Annotated in this window: 23 protein-coding genes; 12 read left to right on the forward strand and 11 right to left on the reverse strand. The window is 66.7% G+C overall.

Annotated features, from left to right (window positions below; translation table 11 throughout):
• Positions 1-54: 54 nt before the first annotated feature.
• The gene (locus SJY20_RS05370; RefSeq protein ID WP_380785568.1) at positions 55-1,263 is read left to right on the forward strand and encodes an ABC transporter permease; all 1,209 of its coding nucleotides are present in this window, start codon (positions 55-57) and stop codon (positions 1,261-1,263) included.
• Here SJY20_RS05370 and SJY20_RS05375 read toward each other — a convergent pair.
• The 6 genes from SJY20_RS05375 to SJY20_RS05400 form a co-directional block, all read right to left on the reverse strand.
• Complete coding sequence (locus SJY20_RS05375; protein WP_380785570.1) at positions 1,238-1,855, reverse strand: nucleotidyltransferase family protein; 618 nt, start codon at positions 1,853-1,855, stop codon at positions 1,238-1,240. The genes SJY20_RS05370 and SJY20_RS05375 overlap by 26 nt on opposite strands.
• Positions 1,842-2,765 carry an XdhC family protein gene (locus tag SJY20_RS05380; RefSeq protein WP_380785572.1) on the reverse strand — a complete coding sequence of 308 codons (924 nt, stop codon included), beginning with the start codon at positions 2,763-2,765 and terminating at the stop codon, positions 1,842-1,844. Before SJY20_RS05380 ends, SJY20_RS05375 begins: the two co-directional genes overlap by 14 nt.
• 175 nt (positions 2,766-2,940) lie before the next feature.
• Complete coding sequence (locus tag SJY20_RS05385) at positions 2,941-5,145, reverse strand: xanthine dehydrogenase family protein molybdopterin-binding subunit (RefSeq protein WP_380785573.1); 2,205 nt, start codon at positions 5,143-5,145, stop codon at positions 2,941-2,943.
• A gap of 194 nt (positions 5,146-5,339) precedes the next feature.
• Positions 5,340-7,571 (reverse strand): xanthine dehydrogenase family protein molybdopterin-binding subunit, encoded by a 2,232-nt coding sequence (locus SJY20_RS05390; protein ID WP_380788574.1) that lies wholly within the window; start codon positions 7,569-7,571, stop codon positions 5,340-5,342.
• A gap of 2 nt (positions 7,572-7,573) precedes the next feature.
• Positions 7,574-8,551 carry an FAD binding domain-containing protein gene (locus SJY20_RS05395; protein ID WP_380785574.1) on the reverse strand — a complete coding sequence of 326 codons (978 nt, stop codon included), beginning with the start codon at positions 8,549-8,551 and terminating at the stop codon, positions 7,574-7,576.
• A complete protein-coding gene (locus SJY20_RS05400) occupies positions 8,548-9,114 on the reverse strand; it encodes a 2Fe-2S iron-sulfur cluster-binding protein (RefSeq protein ID WP_380785575.1) in 567 nt (188 codons plus the stop codon). The genes SJY20_RS05395 and SJY20_RS05400 overlap by 4 nt, the downstream gene beginning before the upstream one ends.
• 140 nt (positions 9,115-9,254) lie before the next feature.
• Here SJY20_RS05400 and SJY20_RS05405 point away from each other — a divergent pair, with 140 nt between their 5' ends.
• Together SJY20_RS05405 and SJY20_RS05410 are read left to right on the forward strand one after the other, a co-directional pair.
• Positions 9,255-10,247 carry a glycerophosphodiester phosphodiesterase gene (locus SJY20_RS05405; protein ID WP_380788576.1) on the forward strand — a complete coding sequence of 331 codons (993 nt, stop codon included), beginning with the start codon at positions 9,255-9,257 and terminating at the stop codon, positions 10,245-10,247.
• A complete protein-coding gene (locus SJY20_RS05410; RefSeq protein ID WP_380785576.1) occupies positions 10,248-10,523 on the forward strand; it encodes a hypothetical protein in 276 nt (91 codons plus the stop codon).
• A 99-nt stretch (positions 10,524-10,622) separates the two neighbouring features.
• Here the strand turns inward: SJY20_RS05410 and SJY20_RS05415 are convergent, their stop codons facing one another.
• Positions 10,623-11,294, reverse strand: coding sequence for a TIGR02117 family protein (locus SJY20_RS05415; protein ID WP_380785577.1), 672 nt, complete (start codon positions 11,292-11,294; stop codon positions 10,623-10,625).
• Between the two features lie 22 nt (positions 11,295-11,316).
• Between SJY20_RS05415 and phhA the strand changes: the two genes are divergently transcribed.
• Entirely contained in the window at positions 11,317-12,168 is an 852-nt protein-coding gene (gene phhA / locus SJY20_RS05420) for a phenylalanine 4-monooxygenase (RefSeq protein WP_380785578.1), read from the forward strand.
• Positions 12,169-12,245: 77 nt separating this feature from the next.
• Here phhA and SJY20_RS05425 read toward each other — a convergent pair whose 3' ends face one another.
• Genes SJY20_RS05425 through SJY20_RS05440 form a run of 4 tightly spaced genes read right to left on the reverse strand, consistent with a single transcriptional unit; the run spans position 12,246 to position 16,611 of the window.
• Positions 12,246-13,172: a 50S ribosomal protein L11 methyltransferase gene (locus tag SJY20_RS05425; RefSeq protein WP_380785579.1), complete on the reverse strand. Its 927-nt coding sequence runs from the start codon at positions 13,170-13,172 to the stop codon at positions 12,246-12,248.
• Positions 13,162-13,866 (reverse strand): SDR family NAD(P)-dependent oxidoreductase, encoded by a 705-nt coding sequence (locus tag SJY20_RS05430; protein ID WP_380785580.1) that lies wholly within the window; start codon positions 13,864-13,866, stop codon positions 13,162-13,164. The genes SJY20_RS05425 and SJY20_RS05430 overlap by 11 nt, the downstream gene beginning before the upstream one ends.
• 44 nt (positions 13,867-13,910) lie before the next feature.
• Positions 13,911-15,266, reverse strand: a complete 1,356-nt coding sequence (locus SJY20_RS05435) for a methyl-accepting chemotaxis protein (protein WP_380785581.1) — start codon at positions 15,264-15,266, stop codon at positions 13,911-13,913.
• A 19-nt stretch (positions 15,267-15,285) separates the two neighbouring features.
• On the reverse strand, positions 15,286-16,611 hold the full coding sequence (locus SJY20_RS05440) for a methyl-accepting chemotaxis protein (protein WP_380785583.1): 1,326 nt from the start codon (positions 16,609-16,611) through the stop codon (positions 15,286-15,288).
• Positions 16,612-16,848: 237 nt separating this feature from the next.
• On the opposite strand from SJY20_RS05440, the gene sdhC reads away from it, so the two are divergent.
• The 8 genes from sdhC to mdh all read left to right on the forward strand — a co-directional run bounded on the left by sdhC (position 16,849) and on the right by mdh (position 23,620).
• Positions 16,849-17,259, forward strand: coding sequence for a succinate dehydrogenase, cytochrome b556 subunit (sdhC, locus tag SJY20_RS05445; RefSeq protein WP_380785584.1), 411 nt, complete (start codon positions 16,849-16,851; stop codon positions 17,257-17,259).
• On the forward strand, positions 17,259-17,645 hold the full coding sequence (gene sdhD / locus SJY20_RS05450; protein ID WP_380785585.1) for a succinate dehydrogenase, hydrophobic membrane anchor protein: 387 nt from the start codon (positions 17,259-17,261) through the stop codon (positions 17,643-17,645). The genes sdhC and sdhD overlap by 1 nt, the downstream gene beginning before the upstream one ends.
• The gene (gene sdhA / locus SJY20_RS05455; protein ID WP_380785586.1) at positions 17,645-19,447 is read left to right on the forward strand and encodes a succinate dehydrogenase flavoprotein subunit; all 1,803 of its coding nucleotides are present in this window, start codon (positions 17,645-17,647) and stop codon (positions 19,445-19,447) included. The genes sdhD and sdhA overlap by 1 nt, the downstream gene beginning before the upstream one ends.
• Positions 19,447-19,713: a hypothetical protein gene (locus SJY20_RS05460; protein ID WP_380785587.1), complete on the forward strand. Its 267-nt coding sequence runs from the start codon at positions 19,447-19,449 to the stop codon at positions 19,711-19,713. The genes sdhA and SJY20_RS05460 overlap by 1 nt, the downstream gene beginning before the upstream one ends.
• A gap of 51 nt (positions 19,714-19,764) precedes the next feature.
• Complete coding sequence (locus SJY20_RS05465; RefSeq protein WP_380785588.1) at positions 19,765-20,346, forward strand: ClpP family protease; 582 nt, start codon at positions 19,765-19,767, stop codon at positions 20,344-20,346.
• 91 nt (positions 20,347-20,437) lie between these two features.
• Positions 20,438-21,220: a succinate dehydrogenase iron-sulfur subunit gene (locus SJY20_RS05470; protein ID WP_380785589.1), complete on the forward strand. Its 783-nt coding sequence runs from the start codon at positions 20,438-20,440 to the stop codon at positions 21,218-21,220.
• A gap of 118 nt (positions 21,221-21,338) precedes the next feature.
• A complete protein-coding gene (gene zapE / locus SJY20_RS05475) occupies positions 21,339-22,433 on the forward strand; it encodes a cell division protein ZapE (RefSeq protein WP_380788578.1) in 1,095 nt (364 codons plus the stop codon).
• 224 nt (positions 22,434-22,657) lie between these two features.
• Positions 22,658-23,620: a malate dehydrogenase gene (gene mdh, locus SJY20_RS05480; RefSeq protein WP_380785590.1), complete on the forward strand. Its 963-nt coding sequence runs from the start codon at positions 22,658-22,660 to the stop codon at positions 23,618-23,620.
• The last annotated feature ends 28 nt before the right edge of the window (positions 23,621-23,648 follow it).

Consider the following 23,648-nt stretch of genomic DNA (forward strand, 5'->3'; position numbering starts at 1 on the left):
GGTTCCCGCGGACACGCCCTCCCCCAGCCCCTCCCACAAGTGGGAGGGGAGTAAGTGTTCTTCACGACCCTCTCCCTCGCACTCCGGTCGATCCGTCGCCACCTGCTGCGGTCGTTCCTGACCATCCTCGGCATCGTCATCGGCGTCGGTGCGGTCGTGACGATGGTTACGCTCGGCGAAGCGACCACCGCCGCCGTGCAGAAATCGATTTCCGCACTCGGGACCAACATCCTGCAGGTCCGTCCCGGCCAAGGCTTCGGCCGCGGCGGCGGGGGCCCGCGTCCGCCCGACTTCAAGCCCGAGGACGTCACCGCGATCGCCAACCAGATCGCCGGCGTCACCGCGGTCGCCCCCCAGGCCAGCGCTACGGCCACCGCGATATACGAGGGCGCGAACTGGTCGACGACGATCAACGGCACCACCAACGCGATCTTCCAGGTCCAGCCCTGGCCGCTAGCCTCGGGTCGCTACTGGATCCCCGCCGAGGAAAGCGCGGGCGCCGCGGTCTGCATCATCGGCAATACGGTCGCGAAGAACCTCTTCCCAAGCGGCGACCCGGTCGGGCACCGGTTCCGCATCGGATCCATCAGCTGCGACGTCGTCGGCGTGCTGTCGACGCGTGGCCAGGCGGGCTTCGGCGGCGACCAGGACGATACCGTGGTGATGCCGATCAAGGCGGTGCAACGCCGCTTCACCGGCAACCGCGATATCCGCCTCATGCTGGTCGGGGTCGACGAACGCTTCTCGACCGCGACCGTGCAGGCGTCGATCACCGACCTGCTGCGCGAACGCCGGACGATCACCGGCGACAAGCCCGACGACTTCAACATCTTCGATACCAAGCAGATTTCGGACACGCTGACCGGCACCACGACGCTGCTGACCGGGATCGTCGCCGCGGTCGCGGGGATCAGCCTGGTGGTCGGCGGGATCGGCATCATGAACATCATGCTGGTGTCGGTGACCGAGCGCACCCGAGAGATCGGCATCCGGCTGGCGATCGGCGCAGTCGCGCGCGAGGTGCTGTTGCAGTTCCTGGTCGAGGCGATCGCGTTGTCATGCCTGGGCGGCCTGATCGGCCTGGTCATCGCGCAGGCGGCGATCGCGATCATCTCGCCGCTGATCAAGGTCGAATGGCTGTTCGACCTCAAGATCAACCTCGTCGCGTTCGCGATCTCCGCAGTGATCGGCGTGGTGTTCGGCTATTTCCCGGCGCGGCGTGCAGCGGCGATGAACCCTATCGACGCCTTGCGCCACGAGTGATCGCCGCGGCGGGGTCGTGGACCAGCGCCTGCAACGCCGCCAGATCCTCTGGCGTGTCGATGTCGATCAGTTCGGCGGGCGAGGTAACGACGTGCCGCCCGGCTTTGACCAGATCGCGCGCGCCCGCATCGCCCTCAAGCGACATCAGAAAATCGAACCGCGCGCGGCCGAACACCACGGGGGGCGATGGCTTCACGCCGTCGCTGGACGCTACCACCGCATCGTCGCTGTCGGCGGCATCGAGCAGACGATAGATGTGCGCAGTGGTCAGCCGCGGCATGTCGGCCAGCGCGATCAGCACCGCCGCCGCCCCGGTTTCTTGCGCGTGGCGCACGCCCAGCTTCACCGATCGCGACATCCCTGCACCGGGATCGTCGTTATGCACCACGGTATAGCCGCGCGAGCCGAAATCGAGCTGGCAACCGTCAGTGACGGCAAGCCGATCTCTGAACGGCATCCCCTCCAGCGCGGTGACGACGTGGAAGCCGATCGGCTGGCCGAGAAAATCCACCTCCAGCTTGTTGGGGATCCCGAACCGCTCCGACTTGCCAGCGGCGAGCAGAATGAGGACGACGTCTTCAGCGGCGATCATGAAAGGCTCCGATCATCGCGGCAGCGATCGAGAGGGCGATCTCGGACGGCCCGGTCGCGCCGATGTCGACCCCGACCGGCGCGTCGATCCGTTCCAGCTGGTCCGGCGTAATGCCCTCCGCCGAGAGGCGCTCGCGCCGTGCGGCATGGCTTTTCCGGGAGCCGAGCGCGCCGACATACGCCGCGTCGCTGCCAAGCGCCGCGACCAGCGCGGGATCGTCGATCTTGATGTCGTGGCTGAGCGTCACGACCGCGGTCGACGGGCCGGGGCGGTAGGCTGCAATCGCCTCGTCCGGCCAGCGATCGTCGAGCGAGACGCCGGGGAACCGCTCCTCGGTCAGGAACCGCGCGCGAGGATCGATCACCACCGTTTCGATTCCCAGCGCGGCGGCCATCTGCGCGAGCGACTGCGCGATCTGCACCGCGCCGACGATCAGCAGGCGACGCGGGGGATCGTAGCGATTGACGAACGCCTGCCCGGTTTCGATCGGGCGCGCGTCCGAATGCCCCGAAGTTAGGTCTGTCGAGACCGTCAGCGCGTCGCCGGCGTCGCGCGCGGCGGCGATCCGGTCAAACAATTCGGGGTCGAACCCCTCCGCCGAGACCGGCTGCACCATCACCGAAATCTCGCCGCCACAGGGCAGCCCGACCTCCCACGCCGCGGCATCGGCGACGCCGTAGCTGCGGACCGAGAACGGCGCGCCGGCGATGACGTCGGCCGCCGTTGCGAGGATGTCGCTCTCGACGCAACCGCCCGACACCGATCCCTCGAACCGGCCATCGGCGTGGACCAGCATGTGGCTGCCCTTGGGACGCGGCGCCGATCCCCAGGTCGACACCACCGTGGCGATCGCCATCGGTTCGCCCTTCCAGGCAGCGGCGGCGGCAATCACGCTATCGTTTTCGGCCATGTTTCTTCCTACTTTCCCAGCATGGGGATGATTGCGGCGCGGTGCTCCAACACCACCCCGGCGAAGGCTGGGGCCCAATCGGTGAGGCAGATGTAATGATGCACGGTGTGCCGTTACAACCGTCCTCCCAATTGGGCCCCGGCCTTTGCCGTGGTGGTAGCAGGGACGGGTCCCTTCAGGCCGCCGGCAATCCATCGAGCAACTTGTCGAGCGTCGCCGGAAAGTCGCGCACCCGAACCCCGGTGGCATTGTAGATCGCGTTCGCCACCGCGGCCCCGGCGCCGGAAATACCCAGCTCACCCGCGCCCTTGGCGCCGGCGGGGTTCGCGCTGTCGTCGATCTCCTCGATGAAATGCACCGCGATCTGCGGCACGTCGGCGTTCACCGCGACGTGATATTCGCCGAAATCCGGGTTCGCGAAGCTGCCGGTGCGGGTGTCGACCACCGCCTCTTCGCCCAGCGCGTACGATATTCCCCAGACCATCCCGCCGACGATCTGGTTGGTCGCGGTCTTGGCGTTGAGCACCCGGCCGATGTCGAACACGCCGACCATCCGCCGCACCCGAGTCTCGCCGGTGACAGCGTTCACCGCGACCTCGCAGAACTGCGCGCCGTGGCTCGCTTGGCTGGTGCGCTTGCTTTCCGCACCCGGTCCGGTCCGGCCCATCGCCACGATCGGGTCGCCGCGGATCAGGTCGACCAGCGACACCTGACGCGCACCGACGCTGACGCAGCCGTCCTTCAGCCGCAGTTCCTCGGGCGCCGCGTTCATCCGCCGGGCCAGTTCGGCAAGGATGTCCTCGCACGCCAGCGCCACCGCGGCGGTCGCGCTGCCCGCGCCGAACGATCCGCCCGACCCCGCGCTCGGCGGCAGGTCGGTGTCGCCGATCCGGACGGTGACGTCGGCGACCGGCAGGCCGAGCATCTCGCCCGCCATCTGCGCCAGGATCGTGTAGGTCCCGGTGCCGATGTCGGTCATGTCGCATTCGACCGTGGCGCGACCGGCAGCATCCAGCCGGACCCGCGCTTCCGCCTTGACGGTGAAATTGCCGCGCAACGCCGCCGCCATGCCGATCCCGATCAGCCATTCGCCGTCGCGGACCGATGCGGGCGCGGGCATCGTCTCGGGCCAGCCGAACCGCGCCGCGCCCTGCGTGTAGCAATCGAGCATCCGCCGCGTCGAAAACGGCTTGCCGCTGACCGGATCGGTCTCGGGCTCGTTGCGCCGGCGCAGCTCCAGCGGGTTCAGCCTCAGTTGCTCGGCAAGCTCGTCCATCGCGCATTCGACCGCGAAGGTGCCGACCGCTTCGCCCGGCGCACGCACCGCACCCGCTGCGGGCAGGTTGACGCGGACCAGGTCGGTGCGAAACCGCCGCGCCTCGCCGCGGTACAGCGGCAACGATCCGAACGGTACCGGCTCCAGGAACTCGCCATCGTCGTTCTGGCCGGCGACGCTTTCATGCCCGAAGCCATGGATTAGCCCATCCGCGTCGCACGCGATCCGCACCCGCTGCACGGTGTGCGAGCGGTGATGGACCATATACGCGGTCTGGCGGCGGGGCAGGGCAATCTTGACCGGCCGGCCGGTTGCCTCGGCGGCGATCGCGGCAAGGACGACTTCCGCCCCGACCCCGGTCTTGCCGCCGAACCCACCGCCGACATAGGGCGCCAGCACGCGGACCAGGTCCGGATCGATTTTCAGCGCGTTGGCGATGGTTTTGCGCGCGCCGCCGATCACCTGACTGCTGGTGCGGACGGTCAGCTTGCCGTCCTCCCACCACGCGGTGGTGGCATGCGGTTCGAGCGCGGCGGGGAAATGGATCGGCGTGGTGTAGGTGCGGTCGAGCGTCACCGCCGCGTCCGCCATCGCCGCGTCGAGGTCGCCGATATCGATCGGCGGCAGGAATCCGATACCGGGCTTGGTATCGATCGGCTGCTCGGCGACGTCGTACCGGGACGCGCCGGCTTCGCACTCGACCACCACCAGCGCGGCGGCATCGCGCGCGATCGCCTGCGCCTCGGCGACCACGATCGCGACGGGCTGGCCCAGATGGAGGATCCGGTCGGTGTTCGCCAACGGCATCGCGCGCGAATTGGACTCGCCCGCCGGCATCCGCGGATCACCGTGGATCACCGCGATCACCCCCGGTAGCGCACGCGCCGCGGTCGCATCGATACGAACGATCCGCCCGCTGCCGATCGGCGTCCCGACGATCGCCGCATAGGCGATGCGGTCGGGCGTGCCTTCATAGGCATAGGTAGCGGTGCCGGTGACCTTGGCAGGTCCTTCGACCCGATCGATCGGCCGTCCCAGCACACCCTGTTCCGCGCGGTCCAGCGCCGCCGGCCGGAACGGCGCGTCCATCACATGGTCGGTCATGCATCATCCTCGAAGGGAGGCTGGAGATAGGGACGGGGGCGGGGCGAACCAAGCTCGTACCGCACTGCTAGTTCCCCGGCGAAGGCCGGGGCCCAGTTGGAGAACCATCGTGGTGCAAGACGGCGCCCTGTTACCACTGCTTCCCAACTGGGCCCCGGCCTCCGCCGGGGTAGAGCTTCAATGTGGTTCGGCGCTCAGACCGTCGGCAACCCTTCCAGCAACTTGTCGAGCGTGATCGGAAAGTCCCGAACCCGAACGCCGGTCGCATTGTACACTGCGTTCGCGACCGCCGCCGCCGCGCCCGAAATCCCCAACTCGCCGATCCCCTTGGCATGGATCGGGTTGGCATGGATGTCGCGCTCGTCGAGGAAGTGTACGCCCATCTGCGGCACGTCGGCGTTCGCCGGCACGTGATATTCCGCAAGGTCGCGGTTCACCAGCTTGCCGTTGCGAAGGTCGTGGATCAGGTCCTCGGTCAGCGCGGCACCGATCCCGAACGTCATCCCGCCCAGGCACTGCGAGCGCGCGGTCTTCGCGTTGAGCACACGCCCCGCCGCGAACACGCCGAGCATCCGCCGCACCCGAACCTCGCCGGTCACGACGTTCACCGCGACCTCGGCGAAGTGCGCGCCGAACGACGCCTGCGTGGTCAGCTTCTCCTGCTTGCCGGGCTTGATATGGCCGGTCGCCTCCAGGCCCTCTCCGACCAGTTCACCGATCGGGGTCGAGCGGTTGGCGCCGATCGCCTGGCCGTCCTTCAACGTCAGATCGTCCTCGCTGACGTCCATCGCCTTGGCGAGCTTGCCGCGCAGCATCTCGCACGCGAGATAGACCGCGGAGCCGGCCGACGCCGCACCCCACGACCCGCCCGAACCCGCTGCCGGCGGATCGTTGGTGTCGCCCAGCGACAGCGTGATGGCTTCGACCGGAATGCCGAGGATCTCCGACGCGATCTGCGCGAGGATCGTGTAGCTGCCGGTGCCGATATCGGTCATCGCCGACGCGACCGTCGCGGTGCCGTCAGGATGGATTTCGACCTTGGCGGACGATTCCTGCAGCATGTTGCCGCGCACCGCGGACGCCACGCCCATGCCGACCAGCCATTCGCCGTCGCGTTGCGTGCCGGCCTTCCTGCGCTTGCCCCATCCGAACCGCTCCGCGCCCTCGTCGAGCGCGCGCGTCAGCATGCGAGACGAGAACGGCACGTCCTTTTCGGGATCCTGCGCCGGGTCGTTGATCCGGCGCAGTTCGATCGGGTCCAGCCCCAGCTTTTCGGCCAGCTCGTCCATCGCGCATTCCAGCGCGATCATCCCGACCGCTTCGCCGGGTGCGCGCATCGATCCCGACACGACGAAGTTCAGGTCGACCAGATCATGCGTGATCAGCCGGTTCTCGCCGCTGTAGATCATGTGCGTGCCGATCCCGGCGGGCTCGAAATAATCCTCGGTCGACTGGTTCGAACACAGCGTCTCGTGCCCGATCGCGGTCAGCCGACCGTCGGCGTGCGCGGCCAGCCGCATCCGCTGTTCGGTATTCGAGCGGCGGATCGTCGCGTCGAACACCTGCTGGCGCGCCATCACCGCCTTGACCGGTCGGCCGAGCTGCTTGGCCGCGATTGCCGCCGCGACGCTCTCGGGTGCGATGCCCAGCTTAGATCCGAACCCGCCGCCGATATAACGCGCGATGATCCGCACCTTCTTGGGCGACACCCCGAGCGACTTGGCCAGCTGCTGCGCATCCGACGTCGGCATCTGGTACGCGCCGTACAGCGACAGCGAGCCATCCTCTTCCCACACCGCGGTCGAGGCATGCGGCTCCATCGCCGCCGAATTCTGGCTCGGGGTGACATAGGTCACGTCGATCCCCACCGGCGCATCAGCCATCGCCTTATCGACGTCGCCCTGCGCGAAATGCGCCTTGGTCGCATCGTCTGCGGGCTTCCGCGTCTCGTCCTTGTGCGCGGCGAAGTCGTACTGGCCATCGCCGGCCTCATAGGTGATCGGCAGTCTCTGCGCTGCGTCACGCGCGACCTCGAAGCTCTCGGCGAGCACGATCGCGACGATCTGGCCAAAGAAGGCGATGTCCTGGACACCCTGCGTCGGCGCATCGGTCGCGCCACCCTGTGCAGCGACGCGGATGAAGCGGTCAAAGTCGGTGACGACGTCGATCACGCCGGGGATCGATCGCACCGCGTCCGCGTCGATCGCCACGACCTTGCCCGCCGAGATCTTCGCGCCGACCAGCACGCCGTACGCCATGTTGTCGAACGCGTACTCCGCCGCATAGGTCGCGGTGCCCGAGACTTTCAGCGGCCCGTCGACGCGGTCGAGCGGGCGGCTGATGACGCCCTGCACGCCGGTGTCGAGCAAGCTCTCCGGGTGCGGCTTGTCCATCGTCAGGCTGTTGGTGGTGCCGAAACCGAACATGCTCATGCTCCCGTCAATTCGCGAAGAGTCGCGATCAAGGTCCGCTTCACGAGCGGAATCTTGAAGTCGTTCGAACCGAAGCCCTTGGCATCTGCGATCAGCGCGTCGGCCGCCGCGGCGAACACGAGGTCGCTCGGTTCCTTGCCGACCAGCGCGGCCTCGACCGCGTCGTTCTTCCACGGCATGTGCGCGAGGCCACCGAACGCGAGCGAGGCGCTGGTGATGCGGCCGTCCTCGACCGACACCACGCCGGCCACCGAAACCAGCGCGAACGCATAGGACGCACGGTCGCGCACTTTCCGATAGGCATGCTTGCCCTTCGGCGGCGTCGGCAGTTCGACGTGCGTGATCAACTCGCCGGATTCGAGCACATTCTCGATATGCGGCGTATCGCCCGGCAGGCGATAGAAGTCGTGGATCGAGATCCGCCGCCGGTCGCCGTCGGCCTTAAGCGTGACGATGGTCGCATCCAGCGCACGCATCGCCACCGCCATGTCGCTGGGGTGCGTTGCGATGCAATGTTCGCTGGTGCCGAGCACGGCGAGGATCCGGTTGAGCCCGCCGATCGCGTCGCACCCGGTGCCGGGCTCGCGCTTGTTGCACTTGGCGGCGGTGTCGTAGAAATAATAGCAGCGGGTCCGCTGGAGTAGATTGCCGCCGGTCGACGCCTTGTTGCGCAACTGGCCGCTGGCACCTGCCAGCAACGCGCGGCTCAACACCTCGTACTTCGCGATGATGCGGGGGTCGGCGGCGAGGTCGCTGTTCGGGACCAGCGCGCCGATCGTCAGCCCGCCATCCTCGCGCTCCTCGATCGTCGCCAGATCCAGCCGGCTGATGTCGACCAGCTTGTCCGGCGTCTCGATCTGCAGCTTCATCAGGTCGAGCAGGTTGGTACCGCCGGCGATGAACTTCGCGCCGACCGAGATGTCCGCGACCGCAGCTTCGGGGCTGTCGGCCTTTTCATAGGTGAAGGTCTTCACGACGCCAGCTCCCCATGCGTGAGTTCGTTGCGCATCGCTTCGTCCTTCTCGTCCGCGGTGCGGCCGGCGGGCTCGGCACCGGCAACTTCGCGGATCGCATCGACGATGTTGGGATAGGCGGCGCAGCGGCAAATGTTGCCGCTCATCCGCTCGGAAATCTCGGCGTCGTCGAACTTCGGATCGGTCAGGTCGCCAGATGCATGGCTGGCCCAGCCCTTCTTGACCTCGTCGAGCATCCCGACCGCGGAGCAGATCTGCCCCGGCGTGCAGTATCCGCACTGGTATCCGTCGTGCCGCACGAACGCGTCCTGCAACGGGTGGAGATTGCCGACCTGGCCGAGGCCCTCGATCGTCGTGATCTCGTCGTCCTGGTGCATCACCGCCAACGTCAGGCAGCTGTTCACCCGGCGGCCGTCGATCAGCACCGTGCACGCGCCGCACTGGCCGTGGTCGCAACCCTTTTTCGAGCCGGTCAGCCCGAGATGTTCGCGGCAAAGGTCGAGCACCGATGTGCGGATATCGACGTCGGCGTCATAAGATTGACCATTGATCGTGAAATGCATGGGGCTTGTCCTCCGTTGGGTGCTGAACGCCAATGTCTTCGATCCTATCCTATTGCGATTGGCTCTCACTGGGCGGGGCCGTGGGGCTGGCACTGAGCCCGGCACTGGCGCTCGCCGCAGTCCCCGCGCACAATGCGCGGATGGACCCGACCAAGACTCCCATCGTAATTGCCCATCGCGGCGCCAGCGGCTCGCGTCCCGAACACACGCTGGCGGCCTATGAGCTGGCGATCGATCAGGGTGCCGACTTCATCGAGCCCGACCTGGTGCCGACCAAGGACGACGTCCTGGTCGCGCGGCACGAGAATGCGATCTCCGAAACCACCGACGTCGCGCAGCATCCCGAATTCGCTGCGCGCCGGACCACCAAGACGATCGACGGCCGCGAGCAGACCGACTGGTTCGTCGAGGATTTCACGCTGGCGGAGCTGAAGACGCTGCGCGCGAAGGAGCGCCTGCCAAAGCTGCGTCCGGGCAACACCGCGTACGACGGCAAGTTCGAGATCCCGACGCTCGTCGAGATCATCGCGCTCGCCAAGCGGCGCTCGGCGGACACCGGCCGGACGATCGGCATCTATCCCGAGACCAAGCACCCGACCTATTTCGCGAGCATCGGGCATCCGACCGATCTGCCGCTGGTCGCGCAATTGCAGGCCGCCGGCTGGGATTCGGCCAGCGCGCCGGTCTTCATCCAGTCGTTCGAGGTCGCGAACCTCAAGCGTCTGCACAAGGTCACGAAGATCCGCCTGATCCAGCTCACCGACGGGCAGGGCGGCCCGGCCGACCATGCCGCGCCGAGCTATGCGGCGATGCTGACGCCGGCAGGGCTCAAGCAGGTCGCGGCCTATGCGTACGGGATCGGGCCGAACAAGGGGCAGCTGTGGGCGGCAGATGCCGCGACCTCCTTGGTGGCCGATGCGCACGCCGCGGGGCTGCGCGTCCACCCCTGGACCTACCGTGCCGAGAATATGTTCGTCCGCGAGCCCTTCCGCCATGGCGCTGACCCTGCCGCGCACGGCGACGTGACGGCAGAGATCACCGCGGCGCTCGGCCAAGGTATCGACGGATTCTTCACCGATTTTCCGCTACAGGGGGTCGAAGCGCGCAACGCACTGCGCACGGGAGCCAAGTAAATGCGTAAGTTCGTGATCCTCGCCCTGCTGCCGCTGACGACCGCGGGCTGCATCAGCACCGCGACCAGCATCGTCAAGGCGCCGTTCCAGGTTGCCGGCAAGGCGGTCGACTGGACGACTACGAGCCAGGAAGAATCCGACCGCAACTACGGCAAGAAGATGCGCAAGCAGGAGGCCAAGGAAGGTCGCGAGCGCAAGGAACGCGCCGCCCGCTGCCGCAACAACCGCGATGCCTCGGAGTGCCAGCAATACCAGGGATATCGCGCCGGAAACTGACCGCGCGTCCCGTCATCCCGGGCTCGTCCCGGGATCCAGGGTAACGGGGGACAACGGCTGTAACCCTGGATCCCGGGACGAGCCCGGGATGACGTATGCCTATGGCGTGAACCACTGCATCACCGTGGCAGGAAACGGCGTCCAGGCACCCACCCGAACACCAGCCTGTCGCAAAGCATCGCCCGTCCACGCATTGCAGGTACGCGCAGCATCATACCGCCCCCGCGCGTCGTAGAAGACGTCATACCCGGCATACCCCGGGTACCGCGCACCACCCAGCCGGAAACTCCCTGCGACAAACGCAGCCAGCCGCCGATACTCGGCCTCGCTCAGCACCACCGCCCGCACGTCCGGCCCCACCGCCGGCATCGGCACATGCTCGACATGCATCAGCGTATGCGAACTCCCGATCGCGGCGCCCAGGATCGTCCCCGGCCGGACGTCCGCCCAGGTCTTGGTCTCGAGGAAGAACGCCTTCTCGCCCCAGCCAATCGCGACATGATCGAGCCGGCCATAGCGCGGATCGGCGAGGTCGCCCGCGGGGGCCAGCCGGCGCCAGTCCACCCCCGCCGCGACCTTGGGCATGACGAAGCCGGTATGCACCCCGTTGCTCTCGACGAAAATCCGCACGCCCTGGTCGGCTGGATGCCAGCCGCGATTGGTCGGGATCGCTCCACCGATCGCGCCGGCGACTAAATAGCCGAGCACCAATACGACCAAAGCCACCACCGCGCGTAAAATCCAGGCGCGCGCGCCCGTTCCCGTCATCATTTCGTCATGCTAGACTGCCGCGATGGCACAGGAAACAGCTACGAGCCCGGCACAGGGCGATTGGACGATCGCACAGGACTGGTCGCACTACACGCCCGAGGAACACGCGACCTGGGACACCCTGTTCGCGCGGCAGGCCAAATTGCTGCCGGGGCGTGCGTCGAACGCCTGGCTGCGCGGGCTCGACGTGCTGAAGCTGTCCAAGCCCGGCATCCCCGACTTCGAGGAGCTGTCCGAACGGCTGATGAAGCTGACCGGCTGGCAAGTCGTTGCGGTGCCCGGGCTGGTGCCCGACGACGTGTTCTTCGACCATATGGCCAACCGCCGCTTCGTCGCGGGCAATTTCATCCGCCGGCCCGACCAGCTCGACTATCTGCAGGAACCCGACGTGTTCCACGACGTGTTCGGTCACGTGCCGATGCTCGCCGACCCGGTGTTCGCCGATTATCTCGAAGCCTATGGCCGCGGCGGGCAGCGCGCACTCGGGCTCGATGCGCTGAAATATCTCGGGCGGCTCTATTGGTACACGGTCGAATTCGGGCTTATCGCGGAGCCGGAGGGGATGCGGATCTATGGCTCCGGCATCGTCTCCAGCTATGCCGAAAGCCGCTTCGCGCTCGACGACCCCAGCCCCAACCGGATCGCGCTCGACCTCGCCCGCGTCATGCGCACCGACTACCGGATCGACGATTTCCAGCAGAACTACTTCGTCATCCCGAGCTTCGAGGAGCTGCTGCGCCTGACGGTCGAAACGGATTTCGCGCCTTTGTACGATGAGCTGAAGGCGCTGCCCGACATTCCGGTCGCGCAGATCGAGCCGGAAGACGTTGTGCTGACAAAGGGCACGCAGGAGTATGCGAGGTCCCAACCCTAACTTGTTCCCCCGCGAAGGCGGGGGCCCAGTCTGGGCCCCCGCCTTCGCGGGGGAACAAAGTTCTTCCGAGGGCGGTGTCAGATATCCAGTGCCCAGCCATCGCGGCCCTTGGGATCGAACGGCCCGGCCGCCACGAACCGCACATTGCCTGCACGCAGGCGCAGCACGCTCCAGTCCCCCCGCCGATCAACCGCTTCCAGCGCGCATCCGCACGCTGCGTAAGCTGCGACCACAGCCTCCCGCTGCGTCTCCAGCAACCCAGCCAGCACGATCGTCGCCCCCGCATCCGCGATCGAAGCGATCTCCGGTGCCATCGACACCAGCGGCCCCGCGAGGATGTTGGCGATCACCAGATCGTACGGCGCACGGGCCACGATTGCGTCGTCCAGCGTCCCGTCCGCAACCACCAGATCGATCCCCGGAACCCCGTTCAGCACCGCGTTCTCGTGGGTAACCTCGATCGACACCGGATCGATATCCGTCGCCATCACCGCCGCCCGCGGCCACAGATGCGCCGCTGCAAACGCGAGCAGGCCAGTGCCGGTGCCGATGTCGATCACGTTCGCGAACGCCGCATCCGCCAAGCCGTCGAGCATCGCCAGGCAACCGCTGGTGGTCTCGTGATGCCCGGTCCCGAACGCCCGGCTCGCCGCGATATGGAACGCGCGCGTACCCGCTGGCGCCACCGCCTCGCCGGTGTGGACATAGAAGCGCCCGACATGCAGCGGCTCCAGCCCCGCCTGGCTCATCGTCACCCAGTCCGCATCGCCGAGCCGCTCGACGACACTGTCCGCCCCCGCCGCGCTCGGCACCAGCGCGCGCACTGCAGCGACCGTCTCCGCCCCGGGCTCGACCTCGAAATAGGCGTCGAGTCGCCAATGCTCGCGGTCGTCCTCGACCTCTTCGGTGGTCATCAGCACCGCATCGATAGCCAGTTCGCCCGCGTCGATCGCCTCGGCCTCGGCACGCGTGCAGGGCAGGGTGAGCTTCCAGCTATCGGACATAGCTGGCCCCGTTCACGTCGATCACCGCGCCGGTCATCGATGGCGGGGCTTCGAGCGCGCAATAGCGGGCGACCGACGCGACTTCGGCGGGGTTCGCGACCTTGCCGAGCGGGATGTCGGCCAGCAACGCATCACCCCCGCGGCTCGACAGATAATCCTCCGCCATCCCCGTCATCGTGAAGCCCGGGCAGATCGCGAACGCCAGGATGCCTTCGCGTGCATAGCCCCGTGCGATCGTCTTGGTCATCGCGACCATCCCCGCCTTCGACGCGGCGTAATGCCAGTGCGCCGGCGAATCCCCGCGATAGGCGGCGCGGCTGGCGATGTTGACGATACGCCCGCCGCTGCCCCGCGCCTGCCAGTGCAGCACCGCAAGCCGGCACAGTTCGGCACTCGCGGTCAGGTTGATCCGCATCGTCCGTTCCCAGCTCTGCGTCCAGTCGTCGGCATCGAGCGGGCTCGCTTCGAACACGCCGGCGTTGTTGATCAACACGTCGATCCTGCCGCCAGCCTGATCCAGTGCCCCGTCCCAAAACGCGCGAGGCGCCGCGGGGTCGGCAAAGTCCGCAGCGATGCCGATGGCCGTGCTGCCGTGCCCCGAATGCTGGCCGATAACGGTCGCGCCGGCATCGCCGAGTGCCTGGTGTATCGCCGCGCCGATACCGCGACTGGATCCGGTGAGAAGAATGGTCATGCCCGCGGGCTTAGCGGGCAGGGGCCCCGGCGTCACCTCGTTGCCTACCCGACGCTGGCCGAGAATCCGTCGGCGGCGGTCTTCAGCACGTTGAGCTGATCGTCGACCTCGCCGAACTCCTGGCCGAGCAGGTCGATCTCCTGCGCCACCGCCTCGGTATCGCTGCGGATCGTCGCGATCGTCGTCGACATCGAATCGGCCGCGAGCGCGGTTTCATCGACCGCGGCGGTGATCGCGCTCACGGTCTGCGCCTGCGCTTCCATCGCGTGGCGGATGCGGTCGGCGCTGTGCTGGACCTCGGTCACCGTCGCCTTGATATCGGCATTGGTCGCGACCGTGCCGCGCGTCGCCGACTGGATCGCGGCAATCTTCGCGGCGATATCGTCGGTAGCGCGCGCGGTCTGGTTGGCGAGGCTCTTCACCTCCTGCGCCACCACCGCGAACCCGCGCCCGGCGTCGCCCGCCCGCGCCGCCTCGATCGTCGCGTTCAGCGCCAGCAGGTTGGTCTGCCCGGCGATGTCGCGGATCAGCCCCAGGATCGATTCGATTGATTTCGCATGATCGCTCAGCGCTTCGGACATCCCGACCGCCTGGCCCGCCTGTGCCGACGCGCGCGTCGCGATTTCCGCCGCCGCCTCGACCTCGGTACGCGCATCCTCGATCGCGCGGATCAGCCCGGTCGCGGTCTGTGCCGCCTCGCGCATCGCCACCGCCGACTGTTCTGCCGCGGCCGCCACTTCGCTCGCCTTGCCCAGCACGCCGCGGGCCGACGATGATGCTCCGGTCGCCTGGATGCGGATCCGTGCGCCCAGTGCCGCGGTATCGCCGATCGAAGTGGCGATGTGTTCGCGGAACGCCGCGGCGCGGGTGCCGCGCTCGGTACGCGCCTCCGCCGCATCGACCGCACCCAGATGCGATGCCATCACGTCCGCCTCGATCAGCGACAGCCGCAGCACCACGTCGCACAACTGGCACAGCCGCGTATCGCCGGGCTCGAGCCGCTCGCCGATCAACGTCATCGTCGTGCTGTGCGCATAGGCGAGCGACGCCAGCAGCGCGGGCAGCGGCACGCCCGCCGCCTTGCTCAGATCGGCGTGCAGGATCGCGCCGTCTCGCCACGGCTCGCCGTAGGGCGCATCGTATTTGGCGCGCGCATAAGCAACGCTGCGCGCGACCACACGGTCTCGTGCGCCCTCCGTCATCGTCGCTGACAGATGCCGGGCGGAATCGAGCGACATGTAATAGTTCCAGAACATCGTCGCGATGCGCTCGTAATCCTCCGGGATCAGCAGCGCGGCGATCTGCGCGGATCCGGTGCTGATCGCTCCGTCCCAGTCATAATCGCGGACATGATCGGCGAAGGCGCGGACATCGCCGCTCCAGGTCTTCATCTCCGGCATTGCGTCCCTCCTACGGGCCTCACGCAGCGACCTTGGCGATGAAATCGCCGGCGCTGTTCTTGAGGTTGCTCAATCGGCTGTCGAGCACGTCGAAGCCGCGACCGACGCCGTCGATCTCGCTCGCCACCGTCTCGGTGTCCTGGCGGATCGCGGCGATCGTGGTCGACATCGAATCGGCGGCCAGCGCAGTTTCGTCGACCGCCGCGGTGATCGCGGTCACGGTCTGGGCCTGCGCCTCCATCGCATAGCGGATGCGGTCCGCGCTTTCCTGGACCTCGGCGACGGTCGCCTTGATGCTGGCATTGGTCTCGACGGTCGAACGCGTCGCCGACTGGATCGCGGCGATCTTCGCGGCGATGTCGTCGGTTGCCCGCGCAGTCTGGTTGGCGAGGCTCTTCACCTCCTGCGCCACGACTGCGAAGCCGCGTCCGGCATCGCCGGCGCGCGCCGCCTCGATCGTCGCGTTCAGCGCCAGCAGGTTGGTCTGCCCGGCGATGTCGCGGATAAGGCTCAGGATCGATTCGATGGATTTGGCGTGATCGCTCAGCGTCTCGGACATGCCGACCGCCTGGCCGGCCTGCGCCGACGCACGCGTTGCGATCTCGGCTGCAGCCTCGACCTCGGTCCGTGCATCCTCGATCGCGCGGATCAGCCCGGCGGCGGTCTGTGCGGCTTCGCGCATCGCCACCGCGGATTGTTCGGCGGCGGCTGCGACTTCGCTCGCCTTGCCCAGCACCGCGCGCGTCGACGCCGAGCTGCGCACTGCCTGTTCGCGCAGGACATGCCCTTCGTCGGTCGCGGTCTCGACCATGGTCGCGATGCCGTCGCGGAATTCCGCCGCCAGCGTATCGCGCTGGCCCTGCGCCGCATGCGTGCGATAGCCATTGTAGAGCGCGACCGTGATCTCGCCCTCCAGCGCCGACAGCCGCATCAGCGTATCGATATACATTGGCAGTTTCTCGTCCGCGCGGTCGACCCGGCGCATCAGCACGTCGAGCGCGGCGCGGTCGCTCGCGCTGATCATCGACAGCAACGCCATCGGCGACACGTCCGCGGTATAGGCGACGGCGACCGACCGCTCGACCGATTCGACCCAGGCCCGTCCTCCGGTCTCGAGAAAGCGGTTGCGCAGGAACGTGCACCCGATCTCGATCATCCTCTCCGTTTCGTTCGGCGCCCAGATCCGCTCGTCCGGGAAACAGCGCAGCCACTGTTCCCAATAGGCACGCGACACGTCGCTGACCTCGGGTGCCAGCGCGGCCCACACTTCGCGGCTCGCGGTCGTCAGCGAGCCGTCGAAGTCGAACACGCGCAGTCGCGCGGGCAGGTCGATGGATGCGGCCATCGCGCCGGGGACCGGAAGCTCGGGGGTCGTCAAGACGGTGCACTCCGCGTGGCAGGAAGAACGTGGATCGAAGGTAACCGCCAATGGTTAAGCGGGGGTTAGAATGGCGGTTCGTGGTTCGCAGTCCGGTTTTCGCCGGAGCATGGTGCCGACGCCCGGTCACCGTACGTGCACGATGGGTTGCATCGCAGCACGCGCGGTCTAATAGGTCGCCAAACCCATTCGAGGACTTCGCCCTTGGCATCCCGCAATCCCGCCCGCCCGCTGTCTCCCCATCTGCAGGTCTATAAATGGGGCCCGCACATGCTGGTCTCGATCCTGCACCGCGCGACCGGCAGCGGGATGGCGACCGTCGGCACCGGCCTGCTGGTCTGGTGGCTCGCGGCCATCGCTGGCGGCGCTGAAAGCTACGCGACGTTCCATGACGTCTTCACCACCGACACCGGTGCGCTCAACATCCTCGGCTACGTCATCGGCATCGGCCTGACGCTGTCGCTGTTCCAGCACATGATGACCGGCATCCGCCATCTGGTGATGGACACCGGTGCGGGCTTCGAACTGAAGCGCAACAAGATGGGTGCGCTGGCCACGATGGTCGCATCGGTCGCGCTTACGGTCGTGTTCTGGCTTTACCTGGGGATCAAGTAATGGGTACCGGCACCCCCCTCGGCCGCGTCCGCGGACTCGGCAGCAGCAAGGAAGGCGCACACCATTGGTGGCACCAGCGCCTGACCGCCGCCGCCAACATCCTGCTCATGCTCTGGCTGATGATCTCGGTCGCGCGGATGCCCGGCTATGATTACGGCGCGGTCCACCTGTGGCTGCAATCGGCCTGGGTCGCGGTGCCGATGATCCTGCTGATCGTATCGGTCTTCTATCATTTCCGCCTGGGCCTCCAGGTAGTGATCGAGGATTACCAGCATGACGAGACCCGCGTCGTCTGGATGATCGTTCTCAATCTCTTCACGTTCGTGACCGCTGGCATCGCGTTGTTCGCGATCCTGAAGGTAGCCTTCACCGGAGCCCCCGCATAATGGCCGCCCCCTACAAGATCATCGATCATACCTATGACGCCGTCGTCGTCGGCGCTGGCGGCTCCGGCCTGCGCGCCACGATGGGCATCGCCGAAAGTGGTCTGAAGACCGCGTGCATCACCAAGGTCTTCCCGACCCGGTCGCATACCGTTGCAGCCCAAGGCGGCATCGCCGCGTCGCTCGGCAACAACTCGCCGGATCACTGGACCTGGCACATGTTCGACACCGTCAAGGGTTCCGACTGGCTCGGCGACCAGGACGCGATCGAGTATCTCTGCCGCGAGGCCCCGCAGGCGGTCTACGAGCTCGAACATGCCGGCATGCCGTTCAGCCGTAACGAGAACGGCACGATCTATCAGCGTCCGTTCGGCGGCCACATGCAGAACATGGGCGAGGGCCCCCCGGTCCAGCGCACCGCCGCCGCCGCCGATCGCACCGGCCATGCGATGCTCCACGCGCTGTACCAGCAGAGCCTGAAGTACAACACGGACTTCTTCGTCGAGTATTTCGCGCTCGACCTGATCATGGAAAACGGCGTCTGCCGCGGCGTCATCGCGCTGTGCATGGAAGACGGCTCGATCCACCGCTTCCGCAGCCACCAGACCGTGCTCGCCACCGGCGGCTATGGCCGCGTCTATTTCTCGGCGACCTCGGCGCACACCTGCACCGGCGACGGCAACGCGATGGTGCTCCGCGCCGGGCTGCCGTTGCAGGACATGGAGTTCGTCCAGTTCCACCCGACCGGCATCTACGGTGCGGGCGTGCTCATCACCGAGGGCGCACGCGGGGAGGGCGGTTACCTGACCAACTCCGAGGGCGAGCGTTTCATGGAGCGCTATGCCCCGTCGGCGAAGGACCTCGCCTCGCGCGACGTCGTCAGCCGCTCGATGGCGCTCGAAATGCGCGAAGGCCGCGGCGTCGGCAAGAACGGCGACCACATCTTCCTGCACCTCGATCACATCGATCCGAAGGTGCTGGCCGAGCGCCTGCCGGGCATCACCGAGACTGGGAAAGTCTTCGCCGGCGTCGACCTCACGCGCCAGCCGCTGCCCGTCACGCCGACGGTGCATTACAACATGGGCGGCATCCCCACCAACTTCCACGGCGAGGTCGTGAACCTCGTCGGCGGCAACCCCGACACCGTCGTCCCCGGCCTGTTCGCGGTCGGCGAAGCAGCGTGCGTCTCGGTCCACGGTGCCAACCGCCTCGGTTCGAACAGCCTGATCGATCTGGTTGTCTTCGGCCGCGCGACCGGCCTGCGGATCAAGGACATCCAGAAGCCCGGCCAGTCGCATGCGCCGCTGCCCAAGGGTTCGGAAGAGCTGTCGCTGTCGCGCCTCGACCATTTCCGCAACGCGGACGGTGGTTCGACCACCGCGACGATCCGGCTCGACATGCAGCAGACGATGCAGAAGCATTGTGCGGTGTTCCGCGACACCGAATTGCTCAACCAGGGCGTCGAGAAGATGGCCGGCATCTACAAGCGGATGACGGACATCAAGGTGAAGGATCGCAGCATGATCTGGAACACCGATCTGGTCGAGACGATGGAGCTCGACAATCTGATCGGCCAGGCGGTCGTGACGATGAACTCGGCGGCCAACCGCACCGAATCGCGCGGTGCGCACATGCACGAGGATTTCCCCGAGCGTGACGATGCGAACTGGATGAAGCACACCATCACCACCTTTAACGGCTGGGGCGGCAAGGGCGGCGAGACCAAGATCGATTACCGTCCGGTGCACGACTACACGCTCACCGACGACGTCGACTACATCAAGCCCAAGAAGCGCGTGTACTGATGAACTGGGCCATCATCGCGGTCGGGTTCCTCGTCCCGATCGCGGTGGGCGTGCCCACGCGTCTGCAACCCCTGCTGGTCGGTTTCGCCTGGCCGATCATCGTTGCGATCGGTGCGCTGCTCTACGTCCAGTTCCATCCGGCGGCGGCGAACGACCCCAACGCCGCGCTGGCGATCCCTTTCGCCGCGTTGTTCTCGCTTGCGGGCGGCGTCCCCGGGGGTGTGTTGGGGTGGATCATCAAGCTACGCCGCGCCAGCCGAACCTAAACTGACGGCGCTTCGGCGGAACCACCCGTGCCGTTGACGGTTACGCGGCGCATGACCGACACCTCGCCCCAATCCAACGCCCGCAACTATCCCCTGCTGGCCGCGCCGCACATCCAGCTCCACGGTCCCGTGGACGACAAGATGTACGACAGTTTCACGGCGCAACTCGCCAACGCGCCGAGCGACGGCCCGCTGGTCCTGTCGATCACCACGCTGGGCGGCGACCCGGAGATGGCGCGGGCGATGGGCGACAACATCCGCTTGCTCCGGGATTATACGGATCGCGAGACGCTGTTCCTCGGCAAGGTCGCTGTCTATTCCGCCGGCGCGACGCTGATGTCGGCCTTCCCGGTCCACAGCCGCTTCCTGACCAAGCACACCCGGCTGATGATCCACGAACGGTCGATGCAGAGCACGATCCAGCTCAACGGCCCGCTCAACACGCTGTCCTATACGCTCCGTGCGAAGCTCAACGAGATCGAGGATTCGATCCGCATCCAGGACGAAGGGTTCCGCGATATCGTCGCCGGATCGAAGGTCGCGTTCGAGGATCTGAAGGAGCGCGCGCCCAACAATTGGTACATCGAGGCCGAGGAGGCGCTTGCGCTGGGGCTAGTGCTCGACGTGATATAGTGCGCTGCAGCGACACGGGGTTTGCGGACGCGCGTCGGGTCATGTATCGGCACCGTTAACCGATCACCCACCTACGGACGGACCGCTCGCAATGGCCGAATTCTCGCTCCCGAAGAACAGCGTCGTCAAGAAGGGCGTCCAGCATGCGTCCACGAGCGGGGGCAAGCGGCTCAAATCGTTCAAGGTGTATCGCTACGATCCCGACAGCGGCGAGAACCCGCGCTACGACACCTTCCAGCTCGATCTCGACGAGACCGGTCCGATGGTGCTCGACGCGCTGATCAAGATGAAGGGCGAGCAGGATTCCTCGCTGACCTTCCGCCGCTCGTGCCGCGAAGGCATCTGCGGGTCGTGCTCGATGAACATCGACGGCCGCAATGGTCTGGCGTGCACCACCGCGATCGAGGACATCAAGGGCGAGGTGACGATTACCCCGCTGCCGCACATGGACGTGATCAAGGACCTGGTGCCCGACTTCACGCACTTCTACGCACAGTATTCGTCGATCAAGCCGTGGCTGCAGACCGTCACGCCGCCGCCCTCGGGCAAGGAGCGGCTGCAGAGCCCGAAGGACCGCGAGAAGCTCGACGGGCTGTACGAGTGCATCCTGTGCGCGTGCTGCTCGACCAGCTGCCCGTCCTATTGGTGGAACAGCGACAAGTTCTTGGGCCCTGCGATCCTGTTGCAGGCCTATCGCTGGCTCGCCGACAGCCGCGACGAGATGACCGGCGAGCGTCTCGACGAGCTCGAGGATCCGTTCCGCCTGTATCGCTGCCACACCATCATGAACTGCGCGAACGCATGCCCCAAGGGTCTGAACCCCGCCAAGGCGATCGCAGAGATCAAGAAGATGGAAGCCGAACGGATCGTCTGAGCCTCTTCCCCGACTGTTCCCCGGCGAAGGCCGGGGCCCAGTTGGGGACGTTCGGCTCGAGTCCGTTGCGCCTATCACGTCGGTTCTCCCAACTGGGCCCCGGCCTCCGCCGGGGAAAATAGTGACCGTCGTTACCGCCTATGAAGCCCTGATCGCGTCGGGCGAGCTTCGCCCCGACCCCGAACAGGCCGCCGCCGCCGCGCGCCTGAACACGCTCGCGCAGCAACTGGCCGCGCCCAAATCCACCGGGTTCTTCGCGCGCTTCACCAGCAGGCCCGACCCCCGCGGCGTCTACCTCTGGGGCGGCGTCGGGCGCGGCAAGTCGATGCTGATGGACCTGTTCTTCGCCAACGCCCCGGTCGTCCAAAAGCGCCGCGTCCATTTCGGCGAGTTCATGCTCGAGGTTCATGCGCGCATCGCCGCAGAGCGCCGCAAGGAAGTCGGCGACCCGATCGCGCCTGTCGCGGCCGCGATCGCCGCGGAAACCCGGCTGCTCGCGTTCGACGAGATGATGGTGACCAACAGCCCCGATGCGATGATCCTGTCGCGGCTGTTCACCGCGCTGCTCGACGCCGGGGTGGCGATCGTCACCACGTCGAACCGCCCGCCGTCCGATCTCTACAAGAACGGGCTCAACCGCGAGCATTTCCTGCCCTTCATCGCGACCATCGAACAGAAGCTCGACGTGCTGCCGCTCAACGGCCCGGTCGATTATCGCCGCGACCGGCTGGGGCAGCAGGACACCTGGCTGGTACCGAACGGCGCCGAGGCCACCGCACAGCTTTCGGCCGCGTTCTTCCGCCTCACCGACTTCTCGACCGACGACAGCGAGCACGTTCCGTCCGAGGACCTCGTCGTCCAGGGACGCACGCTGCGGGTGCCCAAATCGCTCAAGGGCGTCGCGGTGTTCAGCTTCAAGAAGCTGTGCGGTGAGGCGAGGGGCGTGGCGGATTACCTTGCCATCGCGCGGAAATTCCACACCGTGATCCTGGTCGGGATTCCCAAGCTCGGGCCCGACAACCGCAACGAGGCCGCGCGGTTCGTCGCGCTGATCGACGCGCTGTACGAACACAAGGTCAAGCTGCTGGCGGCCGCCGACGCGCAGCCTGACGCGCTGTACGAGACCGGTGATGGCCGGTTCGAGTTCGATCGCACGATCAGCCGGCTCGAGGAAATGCGCTCCGAGGACTACCTCGCCGAAGGCCATATCTGATCGACCCTTCCGTCATCCTGACGAAAGTCAGGACCCAGGGTACCGTCCGCACCGCTTTTGGCTCTGGGTCCTGACTTTCGTCAGGATGACGGAGAGGAGTACAACCTATTGCACATGCGAAGCAGTCGCAACAACGCGACACCTTTCCCGCTTTAGCGGTTGCCGTAGCGCCACAATGCGCGTAGGCGGCGTGGCCAATCACCCCGTAGACGGAGACGGATTGAATGGCTCGCAAGAAGATCGCGCTGATCGGCGCCGGTAACATCGGCGGGACGCTCGCGCACCTCGCGGCGCTCAAGGGGCTGGGCGACATCGTCCTGTTCGACGTGGCGGAGGGTATTCCCCAGGGCAAGGCGCTCGACCTGTCGCAGTGCGGCCCGGTCGAAGGCTTCGATTCGACCATCACCGGTTCGAACGATTACGCCGACATCGCCGGCGCCGACGTCATCATCGTCACGGCTGGCGTTGCGCGGAAACCCGGCATGAGCCGCGACGACCTGCTCGGCATCAACCTGAAGGTCATGAAGGCCGTCGGCGAGGGCATCAAGAACAACGCCCCCGACGCATTCGTGATCTGCATCACCAACCCGCTCGACGCGATGGTGTGGGCACTCCGCGAGTTCTCGGGTCTGCCGCATCACATGGTCGTCGGCATGGCCGGCGTGCTCGATTCGGCACGCTTCAGCCATTTCCTCGCCGATGAGTTCAAGGTCTCGGTCAAGGACGTCACCAGCTTCGTGCTCGGCGGCCACGGCGACACGATGGTCCCGGTCATCAGCTACTCGACCGTATCGGGAATCCCCGTGCCGGATCTCATCTCGATGGGCATGTCGAGCCAAGACAAGATCGACGCGATCGTCAAGCGCACGCGCGGCGGCGGCGGCGAGATCGTCGCACTGCTGAAGACGGGCTCGGCATACTACGCGCCGGCGACCAGCGGCATCGCGATGGCCGAAGCCTATCTGTACGATCAGAAGCGCGTGCTGCCGGCGGCGGCGTATGTCTCGGGCGAGTACGGCCTGACCGATCTGTACGTCGGCGTGCCGGTGGTGATCGGTGCCGGCGGCGTCGAGAAGATCGTCGAGATCAAGCTTGATGATGAAGCCAAGGGCAATCTCCAGGTCTCGGTCGACGCGGTCAAGGAACTGATCGTGGCCTGCAAGGGTATCGATGGTTCGCTGAATTAAAATGCGTCGCGAACCTAACTTGTTTCCC

This window comes from Sphingomonas sp. R86521 (genome assembly GCF_042466235.1).
In the GTDB taxonomy this organism is placed as follows: domain Bacteria; phylum Pseudomonadota; class Alphaproteobacteria; order Sphingomonadales; family Sphingomonadaceae; genus Sphingomonas.